12 protein-coding genes are annotated in these 15,857 nt (G+C 53.3%); 6 read left to right on the top strand and 6 right to left on the bottom strand.

All coding sequences use genetic code 11. The annotated features are described in order from the left end of the window. Window positions 1-30: 30 nt before the first annotated feature. From cmk to ELY38_RS10045, 6 genes are all read right to left on the bottom strand, one after another. The gene (gene cmk, locus ELY38_RS10070; RefSeq protein WP_127061877.1) at window positions 31-720 is read right to left on the bottom strand and encodes a (d)CMP kinase; all 690 of its coding nucleotides are present in this window, start codon (window positions 718-720) and stop codon (window positions 31-33) included. After that, window positions 713-2,992, bottom strand: a complete 2,280-nt coding sequence (locus ELY38_RS10065; protein ID WP_127061974.1) for a bifunctional prephenate dehydrogenase/3-phosphoshikimate 1-carboxyvinyltransferase — start codon at window positions 2,990-2,992, stop codon at window positions 713-715. The genes cmk and ELY38_RS10065 overlap by 8 nt, the downstream gene beginning before the upstream one ends. Window positions 2,993-2,997: 5 nt before the next feature. Further along, the gene (gene pheA, locus ELY38_RS10060; protein ID WP_127061875.1) at window positions 2,998-4,089 is read right to left on the bottom strand and encodes a prephenate dehydratase; all 1,092 of its coding nucleotides are present in this window, start codon (window positions 4,087-4,089) and stop codon (window positions 2,998-3,000) included. A gap of 5 nt (window positions 4,090-4,094) precedes the next feature. Next, the gene (gene serC, locus ELY38_RS10055; RefSeq protein WP_127061873.1) at window positions 4,095-5,198 is read right to left on the bottom strand and encodes a 3-phosphoserine/phosphohydroxythreonine transaminase; all 1,104 of its coding nucleotides are present in this window, start codon (window positions 5,196-5,198) and stop codon (window positions 4,095-4,097) included. After that, the gene (gyrA, locus tag ELY38_RS10050) at window positions 5,182-7,887 is read right to left on the bottom strand and encodes a DNA gyrase subunit A (protein WP_127061871.1); all 2,706 of its coding nucleotides are present in this window, start codon (window positions 7,885-7,887) and stop codon (window positions 5,182-5,184) included. The genes serC and gyrA overlap by 17 nt, the downstream gene beginning before the upstream one ends. A gap of 153 nt (window positions 7,888-8,040) precedes the next feature. Continuing rightward, the gene (locus ELY38_RS10045) at window positions 8,041-8,475 is read right to left on the bottom strand and encodes an acyl-CoA thioesterase (protein ID WP_127061869.1); all 435 of its coding nucleotides are present in this window, start codon (window positions 8,473-8,475) and stop codon (window positions 8,041-8,043) included. A gap of 170 nt (window positions 8,476-8,645) precedes the next feature. On the opposite strand from ELY38_RS10045, the gene ELY38_RS10040 reads away from it, so the two are divergent. The 6 genes from ELY38_RS10040 (at window position 8,646) to rsxA (ending at window position 15,848) form a co-directional block, all read left to right on the top strand. Then, on the top strand, window positions 8,646-9,575 hold the full coding sequence (locus ELY38_RS10040; RefSeq protein WP_127061867.1) for a recombination-associated protein RdgC: 930 nt from the start codon (window positions 8,646-8,648) through the stop codon (window positions 9,573-9,575). Window positions 9,576-9,637: 62 nt separating this feature from the next. Then, window positions 9,638-10,822: a 1-acyl-sn-glycerol-3-phosphate acyltransferase gene (locus ELY38_RS10035; RefSeq protein WP_127061865.1), complete on the top strand. Its 1,185-nt coding sequence runs from the start codon at window positions 9,638-9,640 to the stop codon at window positions 10,820-10,822. Between the two features lie 272 nt (window positions 10,823-11,094). Continuing rightward, window positions 11,095-11,376 (top strand): hypothetical protein, encoded by a 282-nt coding sequence (locus tag ELY38_RS10030; RefSeq protein WP_127061863.1) that lies wholly within the window; start codon window positions 11,095-11,097, stop codon window positions 11,374-11,376. Window positions 11,377-11,522: 146 nt separating this feature from the next. Next, window positions 11,523-13,559, top strand: coding sequence for a methionine--tRNA ligase (gene metG / locus ELY38_RS10025; protein WP_127061861.1), 2,037 nt, complete (start codon window positions 11,523-11,525; stop codon window positions 13,557-13,559). A 199-nt stretch (window positions 13,560-13,758) separates the two neighbouring features. Next, a complete protein-coding gene (locus tag ELY38_RS10020) occupies window positions 13,759-15,270 on the top strand; it encodes a sensor domain-containing diguanylate cyclase (RefSeq protein ID WP_127061859.1) in 1,512 nt (503 codons plus the stop codon). After that, window positions 15,267-15,848, top strand: coding sequence for an electron transport complex subunit RsxA (gene rsxA, locus ELY38_RS10015; protein WP_127061857.1), 582 nt, complete (start codon window positions 15,267-15,269; stop codon window positions 15,846-15,848). Before ELY38_RS10020 ends, rsxA begins: the two co-directional genes overlap by 4 nt. Window positions 15,849-15,857: the final 9 nt, after the last annotated feature.

Raw genomic sequence — 15,857 nt, 5'->3', positions numbered from 1 at the left:
ACGCCGCATCAAAAGCGCCGCAAGGGAGAATCAGGTATCAGAAGTAAGCCCTTTCTGGGCAAGCAGTTCCGACAGCCGTTCAACCACTTCCGGTATGCTCAGGCGCGTGGTATCAAGCGTAATAGCATCATTTGCTGGCTTGAGAGGAGCCACACTGCGCTGCGTGTCGCGTGCATCGCGTGCCTGAATCTCCTTTAAAAGACTCGAAAGACTAGCATTCATACCCGCTTCCTGCAACTGAAGATGGCGACGACGCGCACGCTCTTCGGCACTCGCAGTCAAAAACACCTTCAGCGGGGCATCGGTAAACACGACGGTGCCCATATCGCGCCCATCAGCAACCAACCCGGGTGCATGACGGAAGTCACGCTGGCGTTGGAGCAAGGCGGTACGTACTGCAGGCAGCGCAGCTATCTGGGAAGCCTGCTCACCCATCTGCTCGGTCCGAATCAACCGGCTGACCTCTTCACCCTCAAGGAGGGTACGTGTCTTACCGTCTTCAACGGGAAAGGCTACATCCAATGATCCAGCAAGTGCGGCCACAGCAGACTCGTCATTCAAAGCAACGCCATGCTTGATGGCCGCAGCGGCCGTTAACCGATAAAGAGCACCACTGTCGAGCAAATGCCAGCCCAAGCGCCCGGCCAGTAAGCCGCTAATCGTACCCTTCCCAGCGCCGCCAGGCCCATCAATCGTCAAGACAGGGATGCGGTCAGTCATGCCTGCTCTCCACTCTTATGTGCATACCGATTTTATTAGCAAGATCGACAAAGCTTGGGAACGAAGTAGCTACGTTGGCACAGTCGTCAATGACGATATCGTCACTGGCGCGCAGCGAAGCAATGGTAAACGCCATGGCAATCCGGTGATCACCCAGACTATCAACGCGCCCACCGCCGTAGCTAGGCGCATCAGCATTACCGTTACCCACAATGTCGACACCATCTTCAACCACAGTATGCTCAACGCCCAGTACGGCAAGCCCATCAGCCATGGCCTGAATGCGATCAGACTCTTTTACACGCAGTTCTTCGGCACCACGCAGACGCGTTGTGCCTGACGCATTAGCAGCAGCAATAAATAGCGCGGGAAATTCATCAATTGCCAGGGGCACCTGATCAACAGGGATATCGATTCCTTTAAGCGGCGCATAACGGATACGGATATCAGCAACCGGTTCGCCGCCTACTTCACGCTCGTTTTCAAGTATCAGATCAGCACCCATCAGTGTCAGAATATTGATGACTCCAATGCGGGTTGGATTAATACCCACGTGCTCCAGCATAATATCGGCGCCTGGTGTGATGGCAGCAGCCACCAGGAAAAAGGTTGCCGAGGAGATATCTGAAGGCACATCGATAGGGCCAGCCGTCAACTTGCCACCGCCCTGCAGCCAGCAAGTATCACCTTCACGCGAAACCGTATAGCCAAACCCATTGAGCATGCGTTCGGTATGATCTCGGGTCGGCGCCGGTTCACGCACACGTGTCTCGCCCTGCGCGTAGAGGCCTGCCAGCAGCAGGCAGGACTTGACTTGGGCGCTGGCCATGGGCATATCGTAAAAAATGCCCTTAAGCGCGGCGCCACCCTTGATTTTCAAAGGCGGGCGCCCGCCTTCCGCGGTCTCAATCGTTGCCCCCATCAGGCGAAGCGGGTCTGCCACTCGCGCCATGGGGCGCTTGGTCAGCGACTCATCACCAGTGAGCTCGCTATCAAATGCCTGCCCGGCCAGTAGTCCTGCAAAAAGACGCATGGCGGTGCCGGAGTTACCCACATAGAGCGGCCCTGCCGGCGCCTTCAAACCCTGCATTCCTACCCCATGGATAGTGACACGGCCTTGATGCGGCCCCTCAATGGCAACACCCATTTCACGGAACGCTTGCAACGTAGCCAGACTGTCTTCACCTTCCAGGAAGCCCTTTACCTCAGTGACACCTTCGGCAAGCGCGCCCAGCATGATAGAGCGGTGCGACATGGATTTATCGCCCGGCACACGTATGCGTCCTTTCGCTTGGCCGCCTGAATGTACTCGATAGGTCACCTTACCCTGTGGTTGCATATTGTATTCCGCTTGGTAGCTGGTTTTATTCAATAACGTATCAAAGTAATGCCGCGCATGGCTTGCACGGTCAAAGGTGGCAATAAGCGTATCGCTGTCACCACTTTCAACAGCTTGCCGTAACCGGGCAAGCCCTGCCTCAAAGTCATCTAGCGACGCCAAAACAGCATGGCGATTGGCAATAAAGATATCTCGCCACATCACCGGATCACTGCCTGCGATGCGTGTAAAATCACGAAACCCACCTGCAGCATAACGGAAAATCTCAAGACGCTCGTCCTGGCGGGCTAACGTATCCACTAGCGAAAAGGCCAGTAGATGAGGCAAATGGCTGGTACGCGCAAGCACTTGGTCATGGCGTTCAACGTCCATTTCGAGTACGTCAGCGCCACAGACTTGCCACAATGCGCGTACGCGCGCCAGAGCGTCAGGGTTGACATTCGGCTCGGGCGTCAAAATAACGCGATGATGGACATAAAGTTCGGGATTAGCGGCTGCAACGCCACTTTTTTCCGACCCGGCAATTGGATGTCCCAGCACCATATTGGGCGGTACTTCCCCAAACACACGTACCGCGCATGAACGAATAGTGGCTTTAGTACTGCCTACATCGGTTAGGACGACATGACTCGCCGCACGCGGAAGCGCCTCTGCCAGCGCCGCCATTACGGGCTCCATGGCCAGCACGGGTACCGCGAGCACTACCATGGAGGCATCTACCAATTGAGTAGCAATGTCCTTGCCGCCTTCATCAATCAGGCCCATTTCAATGCCGCGGTTGATTTCATCCTGATCAAGATCACAGGCAGCAATGACGCCCTTGAACCCCGATGCGCGCAGCGCTGCCGCTAACGAGCCACCGATCAAGCCCAACCCGATAATTACCAGCCGCTGCTCAGCACATGAAAAAGATCTACCTGCCGATAAATGCATAGCCTTCACAGCACGCCTTGCGGGTAAGAACCCAAGACGCGTAGCTCGGATGCCCGTAATCTGACTTCATCAAGTACAGCAGCTACCCGCGGCTCATCCACATGCCCTTTAAAATCAATAAAGAACACATAGTTCCATACACCAGTACGCGATGGCCGCGTTTCAATACGAGTCAGATCAATCTTGTGGCGATGAAAGGGCTCTAATAAATCGTGCAGAGCGCCTGGCTGGTTGCGCATGGCCACGACGATAGAGGTCTTATCCTCACCGGCCATAGGCACCTGATGACTCCCGATGATCAAAAATCGGGTCGAATTATCCGGCCGGTCCTCAATCTTGTCAGCTACACGTTCAAGACCATAAAGCTTGGCCGCCATATCGCCCGCGATGGCAGCACTGTGCCACTCAGTTTTAACCAGCTTGGCAGCTTCGGCATTCGACGATACGGGTACCCGCTCAGCGTGAGGATAATGAGCATCCAACCATTTGCGGCACTGCCCAAAAGATTGGGGGTGCGAATAGATACGGGATATCTTGTCACGCCGCGTCGTATCACTAATCAGCAAATGGTGATGAATGCGCAAAACGACTTCACCGCAGATATGGATAGACGAGTCCATAAAGGTGTCGAGGGTGTGATTGACAACGCCCTCCGTTGAGTTCTCAACCGGCACCACACCATAGTTGACGGCACCAGCCTCTACTTCACGGAAGACCTCGTCAATAGCCGCCATCGGCAGGCTGATGGCGCTTTCACCAAAGTGCTTCAATGCGGCCTGCTGGGTAAAGGTACCTTCTGGCCCCAGGTAAGCCACTTTGATCGGCTGCTCAAGTGCCAGGCAGGCTGACATGATTTCACGGAAAAGCCGTGCCATCTCTTCAGAGTCCAGCGGCCCCTCATTTAATGACATGATACGCCGCAACACCTGCGCTTCACGCTCAGGCCGGTAAAATACCGCATCCTTATCGTGGGCAAGTTTTACGTGAGCCACTTTCTGCGCGCAGGCGGCACGTTCACTAATCAGGCGAAGAATATCACCATCGAGTTGATCGATACGCTGGCGCAGCTCGTCCAGATTGATTGACGAGTCGGACATGAGAGTTAGCCTCTTCGTTGTTCAAAATCTGCCATGAAAGCTACCAAGGCTTCTACCGCCTCTTCGGGCACGGCGTTGTACAAACTGGCACGCATGCCGCCAACACTTCGGTGCCCTTTCAAGTTTAGAAGACCCGCCTGCTCGGCTTCCTGCAAAAACGCTTTATCAAGCGCCGAATCAGCCAACACAAAAGGCACGTTCATGCGCGAACGGTTAGCCATCGCGATAGGATTGCTGTAGAAATCGCTTGCATCAATTGCGCGATAAAGTATTTCCGCCTTACGCTGATTGATAGCATCCATCGCCGTCAGGCCGCCGATATCATCGCGCAGCCACTGAAAAACAAGTCCTGCCAGGTACCAGGCATAGGTTGGCGGCGTGTTGACCATGGAACCGGCCTCGGCCAGCAGCTGATAATCAAACAGCGAGGGAATATTCGGCTTGCCATGCCCTAGCAGGTCATCGCGCACTACCACCAGTGTCAAACCTGCAGGTCCAATATTCTTCTGCGCGCCCGCATAAATAATGCCAAAATCGGCAACATCGATAGGCTTGGAGAGAATATTGGAGGACATGTCGCACACCAAGGGTACACTCACACCGTCTGAGCGCTCCTTATGCGGCGTATAGTCAAACTCCAGACCGCCAATCGTCTCGTTCGAGGTGTAGTGCAAATAAGCGGCGTCGCTACTGATCTCTAACGAATCCTGCCCGGGTACGGCTGTATGCCCATTGGGCTCGCTGCTACCGGCCACATGGCATGCATAACCGAGCCGCTTGGCTTCGCTCAAGGCTTTTTTGCCCCAAATACCCGTTTGGATAAAGTTGGCACTACCACCCTGGCCAAGCAGGTTCATGGGCAGCATGGCAAACTGCATGCTGGCCCCGCCTTGCAAAAACAGTACTCGATAGTTGTCAGGAACGCCCAGCAGCTTGCGAAAATCCGCTTCAGCCTGCTCGGCAATCGCCACAAACTCATCGCTTCTGTGGCTCATCTCCATGACAGATAAGCCACGCCCCTGATAATCCACCAGCTCGTTGCGGGCCCTTTCGAGCACCGCAACGGGCAGGGCCGCAGGCCCTGCACAAAAGTTATAGTGACGCGTCATCAGCCCCAGTATCCTGTGCATTATCGCTTGTGTTACCGGCCTCGCCCGGCTCATCCAGTGCATCCAACTCACTGTCGGCAGGCTCGTCCACACGAACAGTTTTAACCAGTTTTTCTTCTTTACCCAGACGGATCAGCATGACGCCCTGGGTATTACGGGAAGTTGTTGATACTTCCTCAACGCGTGTACGTACCAACGTGCCCCGATCGGTAATCAGCATCATTTCATCGCTGTCGTAGACCTGCATGGCAGCTACTAGCGAACCATTACGCTCGCTGGTTTGCATGGCAATAACACCCTGACCACCCCGCCCACGCAGCGGGAACTCTTCCAGGCGCGTACGCTTGCCATACCCATTTTCGCTAGCGGTAAGAATGTAAATCTGCCCTTCGGACTGGGTACTTTCGGCGATATTTTCTTCGACGCCTTCAACATCTACATCGGCTTCAGCATCAATCTGCTGGCTCTTGGGAATGATCAGGCTGATGACTTCACAGTCGTCCGCCAGACGCATACCCCGCACACCACGGGCAGTTCGGCCCATGGCCCGTACATTGGCCTCTTCAAAGCGGATCGCCTTGCCATTTGAAGAAAGCAGCATGGCATGATCAGACCCGGAGGTAATCGCCGCGCCCACCAGGCGGTCGCCCTCTTCCAGGTCGATAGCGATAAGACCCACGCTACGCGGCCGCGAGAACTGCTCAAGGCTGGTACGCTTCACCGTACCGTTAGCAGTGGCAAAGAAGATGTAATGCTCGGGATCGTAATCGCGCACCGGCAAGATGGCGTTAACCGACTCGCCCTCTTCAAGCGGCAACATATTCACAAGCGGCTTGCCACGTGAACCACGGCTAGCCGCCGGCATCTCATAAACCTTCAGCCAATACACTTTGCCGCGGTTGGAGAACAGCAACACGGTGTCATGGGTTGAAGCCACCAGCAAATGCTCAATCACATCTTCATCTTTCATGGACGTAGCTGACTTGCCACGACCACCACGTCGCTGAGCCTGGTAATCAGAGAGCGGCTGGGTTTTCGCATAGCCAGAGCGCGATACGGTAACCACCATATCCTCTTCGGCGATCAGATCTTCAATGGAAAGATCCAGATGGCTTGCCTGAATTTCCGTGCGACGATCATTACCAAACTGATCACGTACCGCGTGCAGTTCTTCGCGGATTACTTCCATCAGCCGGTCAGCCGAGGCAAGAATTTCGGTCAGCTCAGCGATTTTTTCAAGAATCGCCAGGTATTCGTTAAGCAGCTTTTCCGTTTCAAGGCCGGTCAGGCGATGCAGGCGAAGCTCAAGAATCGCCTGGGCTTGAGCAGGCGACAGGCGATATTCGGTGGCAGAAGGATTCAGGCCGAAGTGCTCATCAAGCTCTTCTGGCTTGCAGGATGTCGCGCCCGCTCTTTCGAGCATGGCAGTTACCTGACCAGGCTGCCATGTTTTCGCCAGCAACTTTTCTTTGGCTTCCGCGGCGCTCGGTGAGGCCTTGATCAACTCAATGATGTCATCAATATTCGAGATAGCGACCGCCAAGCCTTCTAGAAGGTGGCCACGCTCACGGGCTTTCTTGAGCTCGAACAGCGTCCGCCGCGTCACCACCTCACGGCGGTGACGAATGAAGGCCTCAAGCATCTCCTTGAGATTCAACGTGCGTGGCTGGCCATTTTCCAGCGCCACCATGTTGATACCAAACACGTTTTGCAGCTGCGTCTGGGCAAACAGGTTATTAACGACTACCTCACCCGACTCGCCACGCTTAATCTCGATCACGATACGCAAGCCGTCTTTATCGGATTCGTCGCGCAGCTCGGCGATGCCTTCGATTTTCTTCTCTTTGACCAGCTCAGCAATTTTCTCAATCAGGCGCGCCTTGTTCACCTGATAAGGCAGCTCAGTAATGATGATATGGTCACGACCGGTCTTGTCATGATGCTCAATGGTATGCCTGGCGCGCACATAGATGCGTCCACGCCCAGTGCGGTAAGCATCTAAAATGCCCGCACGGCCATTAATGATGCCGGCGGTAGGAAAATCAGGCCCGGGGATGTAATGCATCAAATCATCCACCGTCAGCGTGTAGTCATCGATCAGCGCTAAACAGCCGTCGATAACTTCGCGCATATTGTGCGGCGGAATGTTGGTTGCCATACCCACAGCAATACCCGACGAGCCATTGATCAGCAGGTTGGGCACTTTAGTCGGCAATACGGCAGGGATGCGTTCGGTGCCGTCGTAGTTATCGACCCAATCCACGGTATCCTTTTCAAGATCCGCGAGCAGCTCATGCGCCAGGCGCGACATGCGCACCTCGGTGTAACGCATGGCGGCAGCATTATCGCCGTCGATAGAACCAAAGTTCCCCTGGCCGTCGACCAGAACGTGGCGCATCGAGAAATGCTGCGCCATCCGTACGATAGTGTCATAAACCGCGCTATCACCATGCGGGTGATATTTACCGATGACATCGCCGACAACACGCGCCGATTTCTTGTACGGTTTATTCCAGTCATTACCCAGTTCATGCATGGCAAACAGCACACGCCGGTGAACAGGTTTCAAACCGTCACGCACATCGGGTAGCGCGCGGCCGATAATGACACTCATCGCATAGTCGAGGTACGACTGCTTAAGCTCGTCTTCAATATTGACGGGCAAGATTTCTCTGGCGATGTCACCCATGAAAGTCAGATCCTTTGCACTGCATTGGCACTGCGAGAGTTGAAAGCGCTTAAAATACCGCCTTTTAGTAGAACCACAAGGCGGTGCGCAGATACTGCTACATCATACCACTGCATCAGCAGCAAGGGCAGCCAGGTACACCACCATTGATCATTAAGCCGCAAATTGCTCTCTGGTAACGACCAGACGGCCAAGCGTCTCTTTAAGCTCCCCTTCGATCGCCATGGCCTTGTTGGCCTTCATATCAAGTAGCACAAAGGTAAGATCTGCCTGCGCAATCAATACGCCATCGCTTCGATATATTCTGTGGTGGCAAAGTGCGCTGCGCTCACCAACGTCTACCATGCCGGTGAGTACGTAAAGATCATCGCCGTGCCCGGCGGCGGCGCAGTAGTCGATATTGAGGTTGACGACCACAAACGCGCGACCTGCCTGATGAAGCTCATTCATTAACCTAGGGTGATCATCAAAAAATGCCCAGCGCCCCTCCTCCATAAACTCAAGGTAGCGAGCGTTATTGACGTGGCGGTAGCCATCCAAATGATAACCACGAACGCGTAATTCAACACGGGAAAGCGATGCTGACATATCATCTCCTTTTAAATAGAAAAGCCTGACTGACGATAGCGGACCAGCCTGCCTCACACCAAATCAAACACAAGTTTAAAACACATGCAATAAACTCATACCCGGTAAGGAGCTGGCAGGAATGCCACGCTTTCGACATAATGTGCCACCTTTTTAATAGGACTGGTGACATGTGGTTTAAGCACCTGCATTTATATCGCCTTCATGGCGCCCCCGAGCTTGACAGCACAATGCTCGCCGATGCCCTCGAGACACATGCAGCCAAACCGCTGGGCACGGCGGATGCTCGTCGCTTGGGCTGGACCGCCCCCGCTGGTCGTCTGGGCGGCGGCCAACTGCTGCATGAGATTCAAGGCCACCGGCTTCTTTCGGTGCTGCGCCAGGAGCGCCTGCTGCCAGCCTCGGTCGTCAAAGAAGAGGTTGATGAACAGGTTGCCGATATCGAGGCCCGCGAAGGCCGCAAGGTAACGCGCAAAGAGAAAACCGCGTTAAAAGAGCAGATAACCGAAGAGCTGCTTCCTCGCGCGTTTGTTCGCAGTCAGAAAATCGATCTCTGGTGGGACACGCGGCGTCATCTGATTGGTATTAACGCAAGCTCGCGCACTCGCGCTGAAGACGTGTTGGATCTATTGCGCGAAACCCTGGGCAGCCTGAAAGCCACGCCCTTGTCATCACAGACACTACCCATTCGTGCCATGACGACCTGGCTTGGCGACCCTGCCAGCCGCCCTGCCGATCTACAGCTGGGCGACCAGGTAGAGCTCAAGGCCAAGGGCGACGATGGCGTACTTCGCGCCCGCCAGGTGGATCTTGATAGCGATGAAATCCAACAGTTGCTGGAAAGCGGACGCCAGGCGAGCAAACTCGCCATGAGTCTTGAAGGACGGCTAAGCTTTGTACTGCATGACGATCTCGCGCTCAAATCGCTGCGTTTTGGCGATGCCCTGATTGAAGAGGCGGACCATGCCGATGATGGTGATGACGCACTGGCTCGGCTTGAAACCGACTTTATTTTAATGGCTCAAGCGCTATCTGATGATATTGTCCGCCTGATAGAGTGGCTGGACGGTGAAAACACGCAAGCGCCTGCGGAAACGTAAGGCAACCGACATTTTGATCTCGCTGCTATGAATCGCTTTTTACTTATCATCCAACGGATCGCATGACTCATCACAACGAAGCACCCAACGCTCTCAATACCACTGACCCATGGGCGGACATCCGCCCTTATATGGATAGCGAAGTGGCTGATGTTCTTGCACATCTTGCTCGCGATAGCGAGCTACTGGATGCGCTTACCCGTTTTCGCCTGCCCCGCATGGCCCGCTGGGCGCCATCGCTTGCCCGCAAACTGGCAAGTCATGCCGTACAGCGCGAAGTAAAAGGGGTTACCTCGGTGCGCGATTTCCAAATGCGTATCGCCACTTACATGGAGCGCATGATTCGCACTACGACAGATGCGTTTGAGGTGTCGGGACTTGATAAGCTCGACCCTAACAGCGCCTACCTGTTTATTGGCAACCATCGGGATATATCCCTTGATCCGGCATTTGTGAACTACGCGCTTTATCAGGCTGGGCGCGATACGGTCCGTATTGCCATCGGTGATAACCTACTTAAAAAGCCCTACGTTACTGACCTGATGCGGCTAAATAAAAGCTTTATTGTACCAAGAAGCGCGCGTGGCAAGCGTGCCATGCTGGCCGCCTATCAGCAGCTTTCTTCCTATATTCGTCACTCGATTACTGAAGATAAGCACTCTATCTGGATGGCTCAGCGCGAAGGTCGCGCCAAAAACGGTATCGACCGTACTGATCCTGCCATTATCAAGATGCTGACTATGGCCAAGCGTAACGCCGAGCGCGATATGGTGTTTGGCGACGCAGTGGCTGAGCTTCAACTCGTGCCAGTATCCGTTAGCTATGAATACGACCCCTGCGACGTGCAAAAAGCCCAGGAGCTACACGATCTGGCGACACAAGGCAGCTACGCTAAAAGTGAGTTTGAAGATATTCGCTCGATTGTAGCAGGCATTACCGGCGACAAGGGCCGTGTTCAACTGCGTTTTGGTGCCCCCGTTGGCGCGGACATGGCAACCCCTGATGAAGTGGCTGGCGAAATCGACCGACAGGTCATTGGCGGTTACCGCTTGTATCCAAGCCACTACTTAGCATTAGAAGCGCTAGGTGAGGCACCTGAGCTGGTAGCGCGTAAAACTATTACCCGCCAGGATCGAGAGCGCTTTCAGGCACGCCTTGCGAACGTACCCGAAGCTTTGCGGCCTTACTGGCTATTGCAATATGCCAACCCCGTTAAGCACAAGGCGGGCCGGTTAACGCTTAAATGATATCAACTACCCATATTGGTTGTACGAGCACTCGGTGAGCGAAGATCAAGCAAGGCAAGAATCGGCGAAAAGCGGAGCTTACGGATTCTAAGCGAATGTTTTTAGCCGATTTTTAACACAGCATGGCCGGGCGTAAGCAGTTTTCGTGCAAAATCTAGCGATGCATGCTGGCATTAGACGAGCCATGCCCGCCGCACGAAAAAATGCTATGGTCAATACATTGCCAGGCTACGCTTGCGCCTGTCCGCTTGCGTGGCGTTAAGGAGAATTTTATGTCCGCATCAGAAATTCAAAAATCTCGCGTTATTAATGAACTGCGAGGCTTTATACGCAAGCTGCTCCAAGACCCCAATATTCTTGAGCAGTCGCTGGTTATCGCCCGTCAGCAGTTGAGTGAAGGCAGCAGCCCTGCAGCCATGGCTCGAATAGCCAACGAGATATCAGACACTACCAGCGTGCATATCCCTGAAGACCCTGCCGAGCATTCAGAAGCTGACAAGCTGTTTCTGGAGCTTTTAAAAGAAGTCGTTCAGGAAGAACAAGCGCTCTATTAGTCACGGCTGAAAATCTAGCGAATGCAACGCCGACGCCCCGCTCTTGCGCTCGTTACTGATTATATCATCCCTAACTATATCATCGGCCAGAGGCCGGATAACTTCGCCATTTAACTGTTATCGATCAATTGGAATTAGCATTCACCATGTCCAACTCTGCCACGCGCAAAATTCTTGTGACCAGCGCGCTCCCTTACGCCAATGGAGCTATTCACCTCGGTCACTTGCTTGAATATATCCAAACCGATATCTGGGTACGTTTTCAGAAAAGCCGTGGCCAACAGTGCTACTACGTGTGTGCCGATGACGCCCATGGCACGGCAATCATGCTACGTGCCGAACAGGAAGGTATTACACCAGAAGCCTTGATTGATCGAGTATCGCATGACCATCAGCAGGATTTCGCCCATTTTGGCGTGGGATTTGATAACTATCACTCCACCCATTCAGAAGAAAACCGTCATCTTAGCGAGCTGATTTACAAGCGCCTGCGCGATAAAGGGCATATTGCCACCCGCGACATTGAACAAATGTACGACCCGCAAAAGGGTCTTTTCCTGGCAGACCGTTTCATCAAGGGCACTTGTCCAAAGTGTGGTACCGGCGACCAGTACGGTGATAACTGCGAGAAATGCGGCGCTACCTATACGCCTGCTGATCTTATCAATCCGGTTTCGGCCATTTCCGGTGCAACACCGGAAGTCCGCAGCTCGACCCACTACTTCTTCAAATTGCCTGACTTTGCCGAATTTCTACAGGCATGGATCAACGACGGTCACGTTCAGCCCCAAATCCGCAATAAGCTGATGGAGTGGTTTGAATCCGGTTTCAACGAGTGGGACATTTCCCGGGATGCGCCCTACTTCGGGTTTGAAATCCCCGATGCGCCGGGCAAGTATTTCTACGTCTGGCTGGATGCTCCTATCGGCTACCTGGCCAGCTTCAAGAATTTGTGTGACCGTGAAGGTATTGATTTCGATAGCTACTGGCGCAAGGATTCAAGTGCTGAGGTCTATCACTTCATTGGTAAGGACATTGTTTATTTCCACGCACTTTTCTGGCCAGCCATGCTGCATGGTGCCGATTTGCGCACACCCACTGCGGTTAACTGCCACGGGTTTCTGACCGTGGACGGCGCTAAGATGTCGAAGTCCCGCGGCACCTTTATCAAGGCCGCTACCTATGCCGATTACCTTAACCCTGAATACCTGCGTTATTACTTTGCCGCCAAGCTCACCTCGAAGGTGGATGACCTGGACCTCAATCTGGACGACTTTGCCGCACGGGTTAATTCAGACTTGGTCGGTAAAGTGGTCAATATTGCCAGCCGCTGTGCCGGGTTTGTTAAAAAACTAGGTGGCGGCACGCTTTCCGCCCACTGCGCCGAACCTCAAATGGTTGCTCGGTTTATCGCCGCTGGTGATGATATTGCCGAGGACTTCGAAGCCCGTGAGTTTAGCCGGGCCATGCGTAAGATCATGGAGTTGGCTGACGAAGCGAACACCTATATCGCTGATAAAGAACCCTGGGCGCTTGCCAAGCTTGATGGGCACGACGAAGAGGTACTAGAGATCTGCTCGGTGGGTATTAACCTTTTCCGCCAGCTAATGGTCTATTTGGCGCCTGTGGTTCCTGCCATGGCAGAACAGGCACGAATCTTCCTGAACCTCGACTCGCTTGATTGGGAAAGTCGCCACAACGTGCTGTTCAATCACGAAGTTGAAAAATTCAAACCGCTGATGACCCGTGTCGAGCGCGACAAGATCGATGCCATGATCGAAGCGTCAAAGGAAGACCTAGTGGAAGAGCAGAAGCTTAAAGAAGTGCCTAAAGGCCCATTGGTGGAAGAACCCATTGCCGATGAAATCAGCTTTGATGATTTTGCCAAAGTAGACCTGCGTATTGCTCGCATTACCAAGGCACAGTACGTGGAAGGCGCCGACAAGCTGCTCCAGCTGACGCTGGATATCGGCGGTGAAACCCGTAACGTTTTCTCCGGCATTCGCAGCTCTTACGCACCTGAGGCACTGGAAGGACGTCTTACGGTCATGGTCGCTAACCTAGCACCGCGTAAAATGCGCTTTGGTCTCTCAGAAGGCATGGTACTTGCCTCGGCCAATAAGGACGGCATTTACCTGCTTTCATCCGATGCTGGTGCCGAACCTGGTCAACGTGTAATGTAGCCAGCGCTTTCAGCACGGCCAGGGGGTAGAGTTGGTTAGACTCTGCCCCCTTTTTCTATGCTTTTCCAAGCAAAACGCCCCTCTAAAGATTACCCGTTCAGGCTCGCTTATGCTCCGGCACTTAACTCGATCACTGCGTTTTCAATTTCTAGTAGCGTTAAGTGGCGTACTATTCCTCGCCCTATGTTCCTTGGGTGCTATGAGCAAATGGTTTATTTTCCCCGCGCTGCATAAAGAGGAGCGGGGTATTATCAACCAGGAACTGCAGCGTATCGAACGCAGCATTTCTCTGGCGCAGCAAGAGCTGCTGGCTCAGGCACGAGACTGGGCAAACTGGGACGATACCTATGCGTTCGTTCAGGATCGTTACCCACGCTATGCCGAGGCCAATTTTAGCCCGGAAATGATGAAAGAAATGCGCTACCAGCTCATTGCCTTTTTCGATGCCAGCGGTGATGTCTACTTCCTTTCAGGCCTTGCGCCCGATAGCGGCGCTTACGCCACTTGCACGCGCGCGGTGGATGACTGCGCCTGGATGGTCCCTTATGTTGATAGTATTCAAGTTCCCATAAAAAGCACTGATCAACATCAGAGCTTTCTCATGCCCAGTGTCAGCGCGCCCGCCATGGTAGTAATAACGCCTATCGTGCGCACCGACGGCAGCGGCCCAAGCGTAGGCTGGCTTGCCAAGGTTCGTTTAATGGATACAAAGTGGATGGCCCAAATGGAGGAAGTGACCGGCCTTCCGATCACCATTGACCGGCAGTTTACTGCTCAAGCCACACCGTCAACCACTATCAAAGGCGACACCATTTATGCTCAGCACATACTGCCTACAAATGTCCCCGCTATCAGCATTACCGTAGGTACACAGCTTAACCGCACCCATTACCTAGCAAGCCTTAATACCATTCGCTATGTATTGATCTGGACCGCCTGCCTTATGCTGTTTGTGATTGGCTTTGTACTCTGGCTGATGGAACGGATTATCTTGAAACCGCTTAAAGCGCTATCCATTTTTGCAAAGCATGCCTCGGAAGAAGATACTCGCCTCGATTCAGCACTGCTTTGTCAGCGTAATGATGAGATCGGCATGTTGGCACGCAGCTTTGAACAGCAGCTAACTCGCCAGCGGAAACTTAATGCTGAACTTCTAAACCTCTCTACGCATGATTCATTGACCGGCCTGCCCAACCGGCGACTATTCGACCAACGCCTACAAGCAGCTATTCATGAAATGGAGGCGTCTTCTCAGCCGTTAGCTGTAATGATGCTGGATATCGATCATTTCAAACTGTTTAATGATCATTACGGGCATCAAAAAGGCGATGAGTGCTTACGACAGGTCGCCCAGGCGTTACAAAGCGTTGCTACCGCGCATGATTTTTTAATTGCCCGAACCGGTGGTGAAGAATTCAGTGCATTGCTTCCCGATACCTCCGCACAACATGCAAAACATATTGGTCAATTGCTGCATGAAACAGTGTATGCCTTAGCATTTCCTCACTTGGCCTCCCCGGTCGCGCCCTATGTTACAATTAGCGTAGGTATCGGTTCGCTTGATGAAGGCATTGATATTTCGCCTTCGACTTTGATGAGCACTGCCGACCAGGCTCTGTACAGCGCCAAGGCGGCGGGGCGTCATCAGGTAATTGCCTTTACACCCTCCATTGCCAACACTTCAGTTCACACGCACGATACACCGCTATGAGCGAATTATTTATCATTTTGATCAGCACAGCGCTGGTCAATAATTTTGTATTAGTACAGTTTTTAGGTCTGTGCCCTTTTATGGGGGTATCCAATAAGCTGGAATCGGCGATGGGCATGTCACTAGCGACTACCTTCGTTCTTACCCTCGCGTCAGCAGCAAGCTACGTGGTGTATTACGGCCTGCTGGTTCCGCTGGACGTCACCTACTTGCGTACCATCAGCTTTATTGTCGTGATTGCAGCGGTCGTCCAGTTTACAGAAATCATGGTGCGCCATTTAAGCCCGCTTTTGCATCAGGTACTGGGTATTTTCCTGCCCTTGATTACCACTAACTGTGCAGTGCTTGGAGTAGCGCTACTTTCACTCAACCGTGAGCTGAGTTTTTTTCATACCACGCTTTATGGCCTAGGAGCCGCCTTGGGGTTTTCACTGATTCTGATCCTCTTTGCCGCTATGCGTGAGCGCCTGGCCGGTGCAAATGTGCCTAAACCCTTTAAGGGTGCCGCCATAGCCATGGTAACGGCCAGTTTGATGTCGCTCGCTTTTCTCGGTTTTTCCGGCTTAACCCAGGGGTGATTCAATACC

It is taken from the genome of Vreelandella nanhaiensis (assembly GCF_003990185.1).
Taxonomy (GTDB): domain Bacteria; phylum Pseudomonadota; class Gammaproteobacteria; order Pseudomonadales; family Halomonadaceae; genus Vreelandella; species Vreelandella nanhaiensis.
The sequence above is the reverse complement of the archived record's forward strand: the minus strand, read 5'-3'. Positions and strand labels throughout refer to the sequence as shown.

What these genes read in the sequence shown, in the direction of transcription:
- ELY38_RS10040 (WP_127061867.1), top strand. Translation starts at nt 8,646, where the DNA reads ATGTGGTTTAAGCACCTGCATTTATATCGCCTTCATGGCGCCCCCGAG.
- cmk (WP_127061877.1), bottom strand. Translation starts at nt 720, where the DNA reads ATGACTGACCGCATCCCTGTCTTGACGATTGATGGGCCTGGCGGCGCT.
- pheA (WP_127061875.1), bottom strand. Translation starts at nt 4,089, where the DNA reads ATGTCCGACTCGTCAATCAATCTGGACGAGCTGCGCCAGCGTATCGAT.
- ELY38_RS10035 (WP_127061865.1), top strand. Translation starts at nt 9,638, where the DNA reads ATGACTCATCACAACGAAGCACCCAACGCTCTCAATACCACTGACCCA.
- serC (WP_127061873.1), bottom strand. Translation starts at nt 5,198, where the DNA reads ATGACGCGTCACTATAACTTTTGTGCAGGGCCTGCGGCCCTGCCCGTT.
- metG (WP_127061861.1), top strand. Translation starts at nt 11,523, where the DNA reads ATGTCCAACTCTGCCACGCGCAAAATTCTTGTGACCAGCGCGCTCCCT.
- ELY38_RS10065 (WP_127061974.1), bottom strand. Translation starts at nt 2,992, where the DNA reads ATGCATTTATCGGCAGGTAGATCTTTTTCATGTGCTGAGCAGCGGCTG.
- gyrA (WP_127061871.1), bottom strand. Translation starts at nt 7,887, where the DNA reads ATGGGTGACATCGCCAGAGAAATCTTGCCCGTCAATATTGAAGACGAG.
- rsxA (WP_127061857.1), top strand. Translation starts at nt 15,267, where the DNA reads ATGAGCGAATTATTTATCATTTTGATCAGCACAGCGCTGGTCAATAAT.
- ELY38_RS10020 (WP_127061859.1), top strand. Translation starts at nt 13,759, where the DNA reads ATGAGCAAATGGTTTATTTTCCCCGCGCTGCATAAAGAGGAGCGGGGT.
- ELY38_RS10045 (WP_127061869.1), bottom strand. Translation starts at nt 8,475, where the DNA reads ATGTCAGCATCGCTTTCCCGTGTTGAATTACGCGTTCGTGGTTATCAT.
- ELY38_RS10030 (WP_127061863.1), top strand. Translation starts at nt 11,095, where the DNA reads ATGTCCGCATCAGAAATTCAAAAATCTCGCGTTATTAATGAACTGCGA.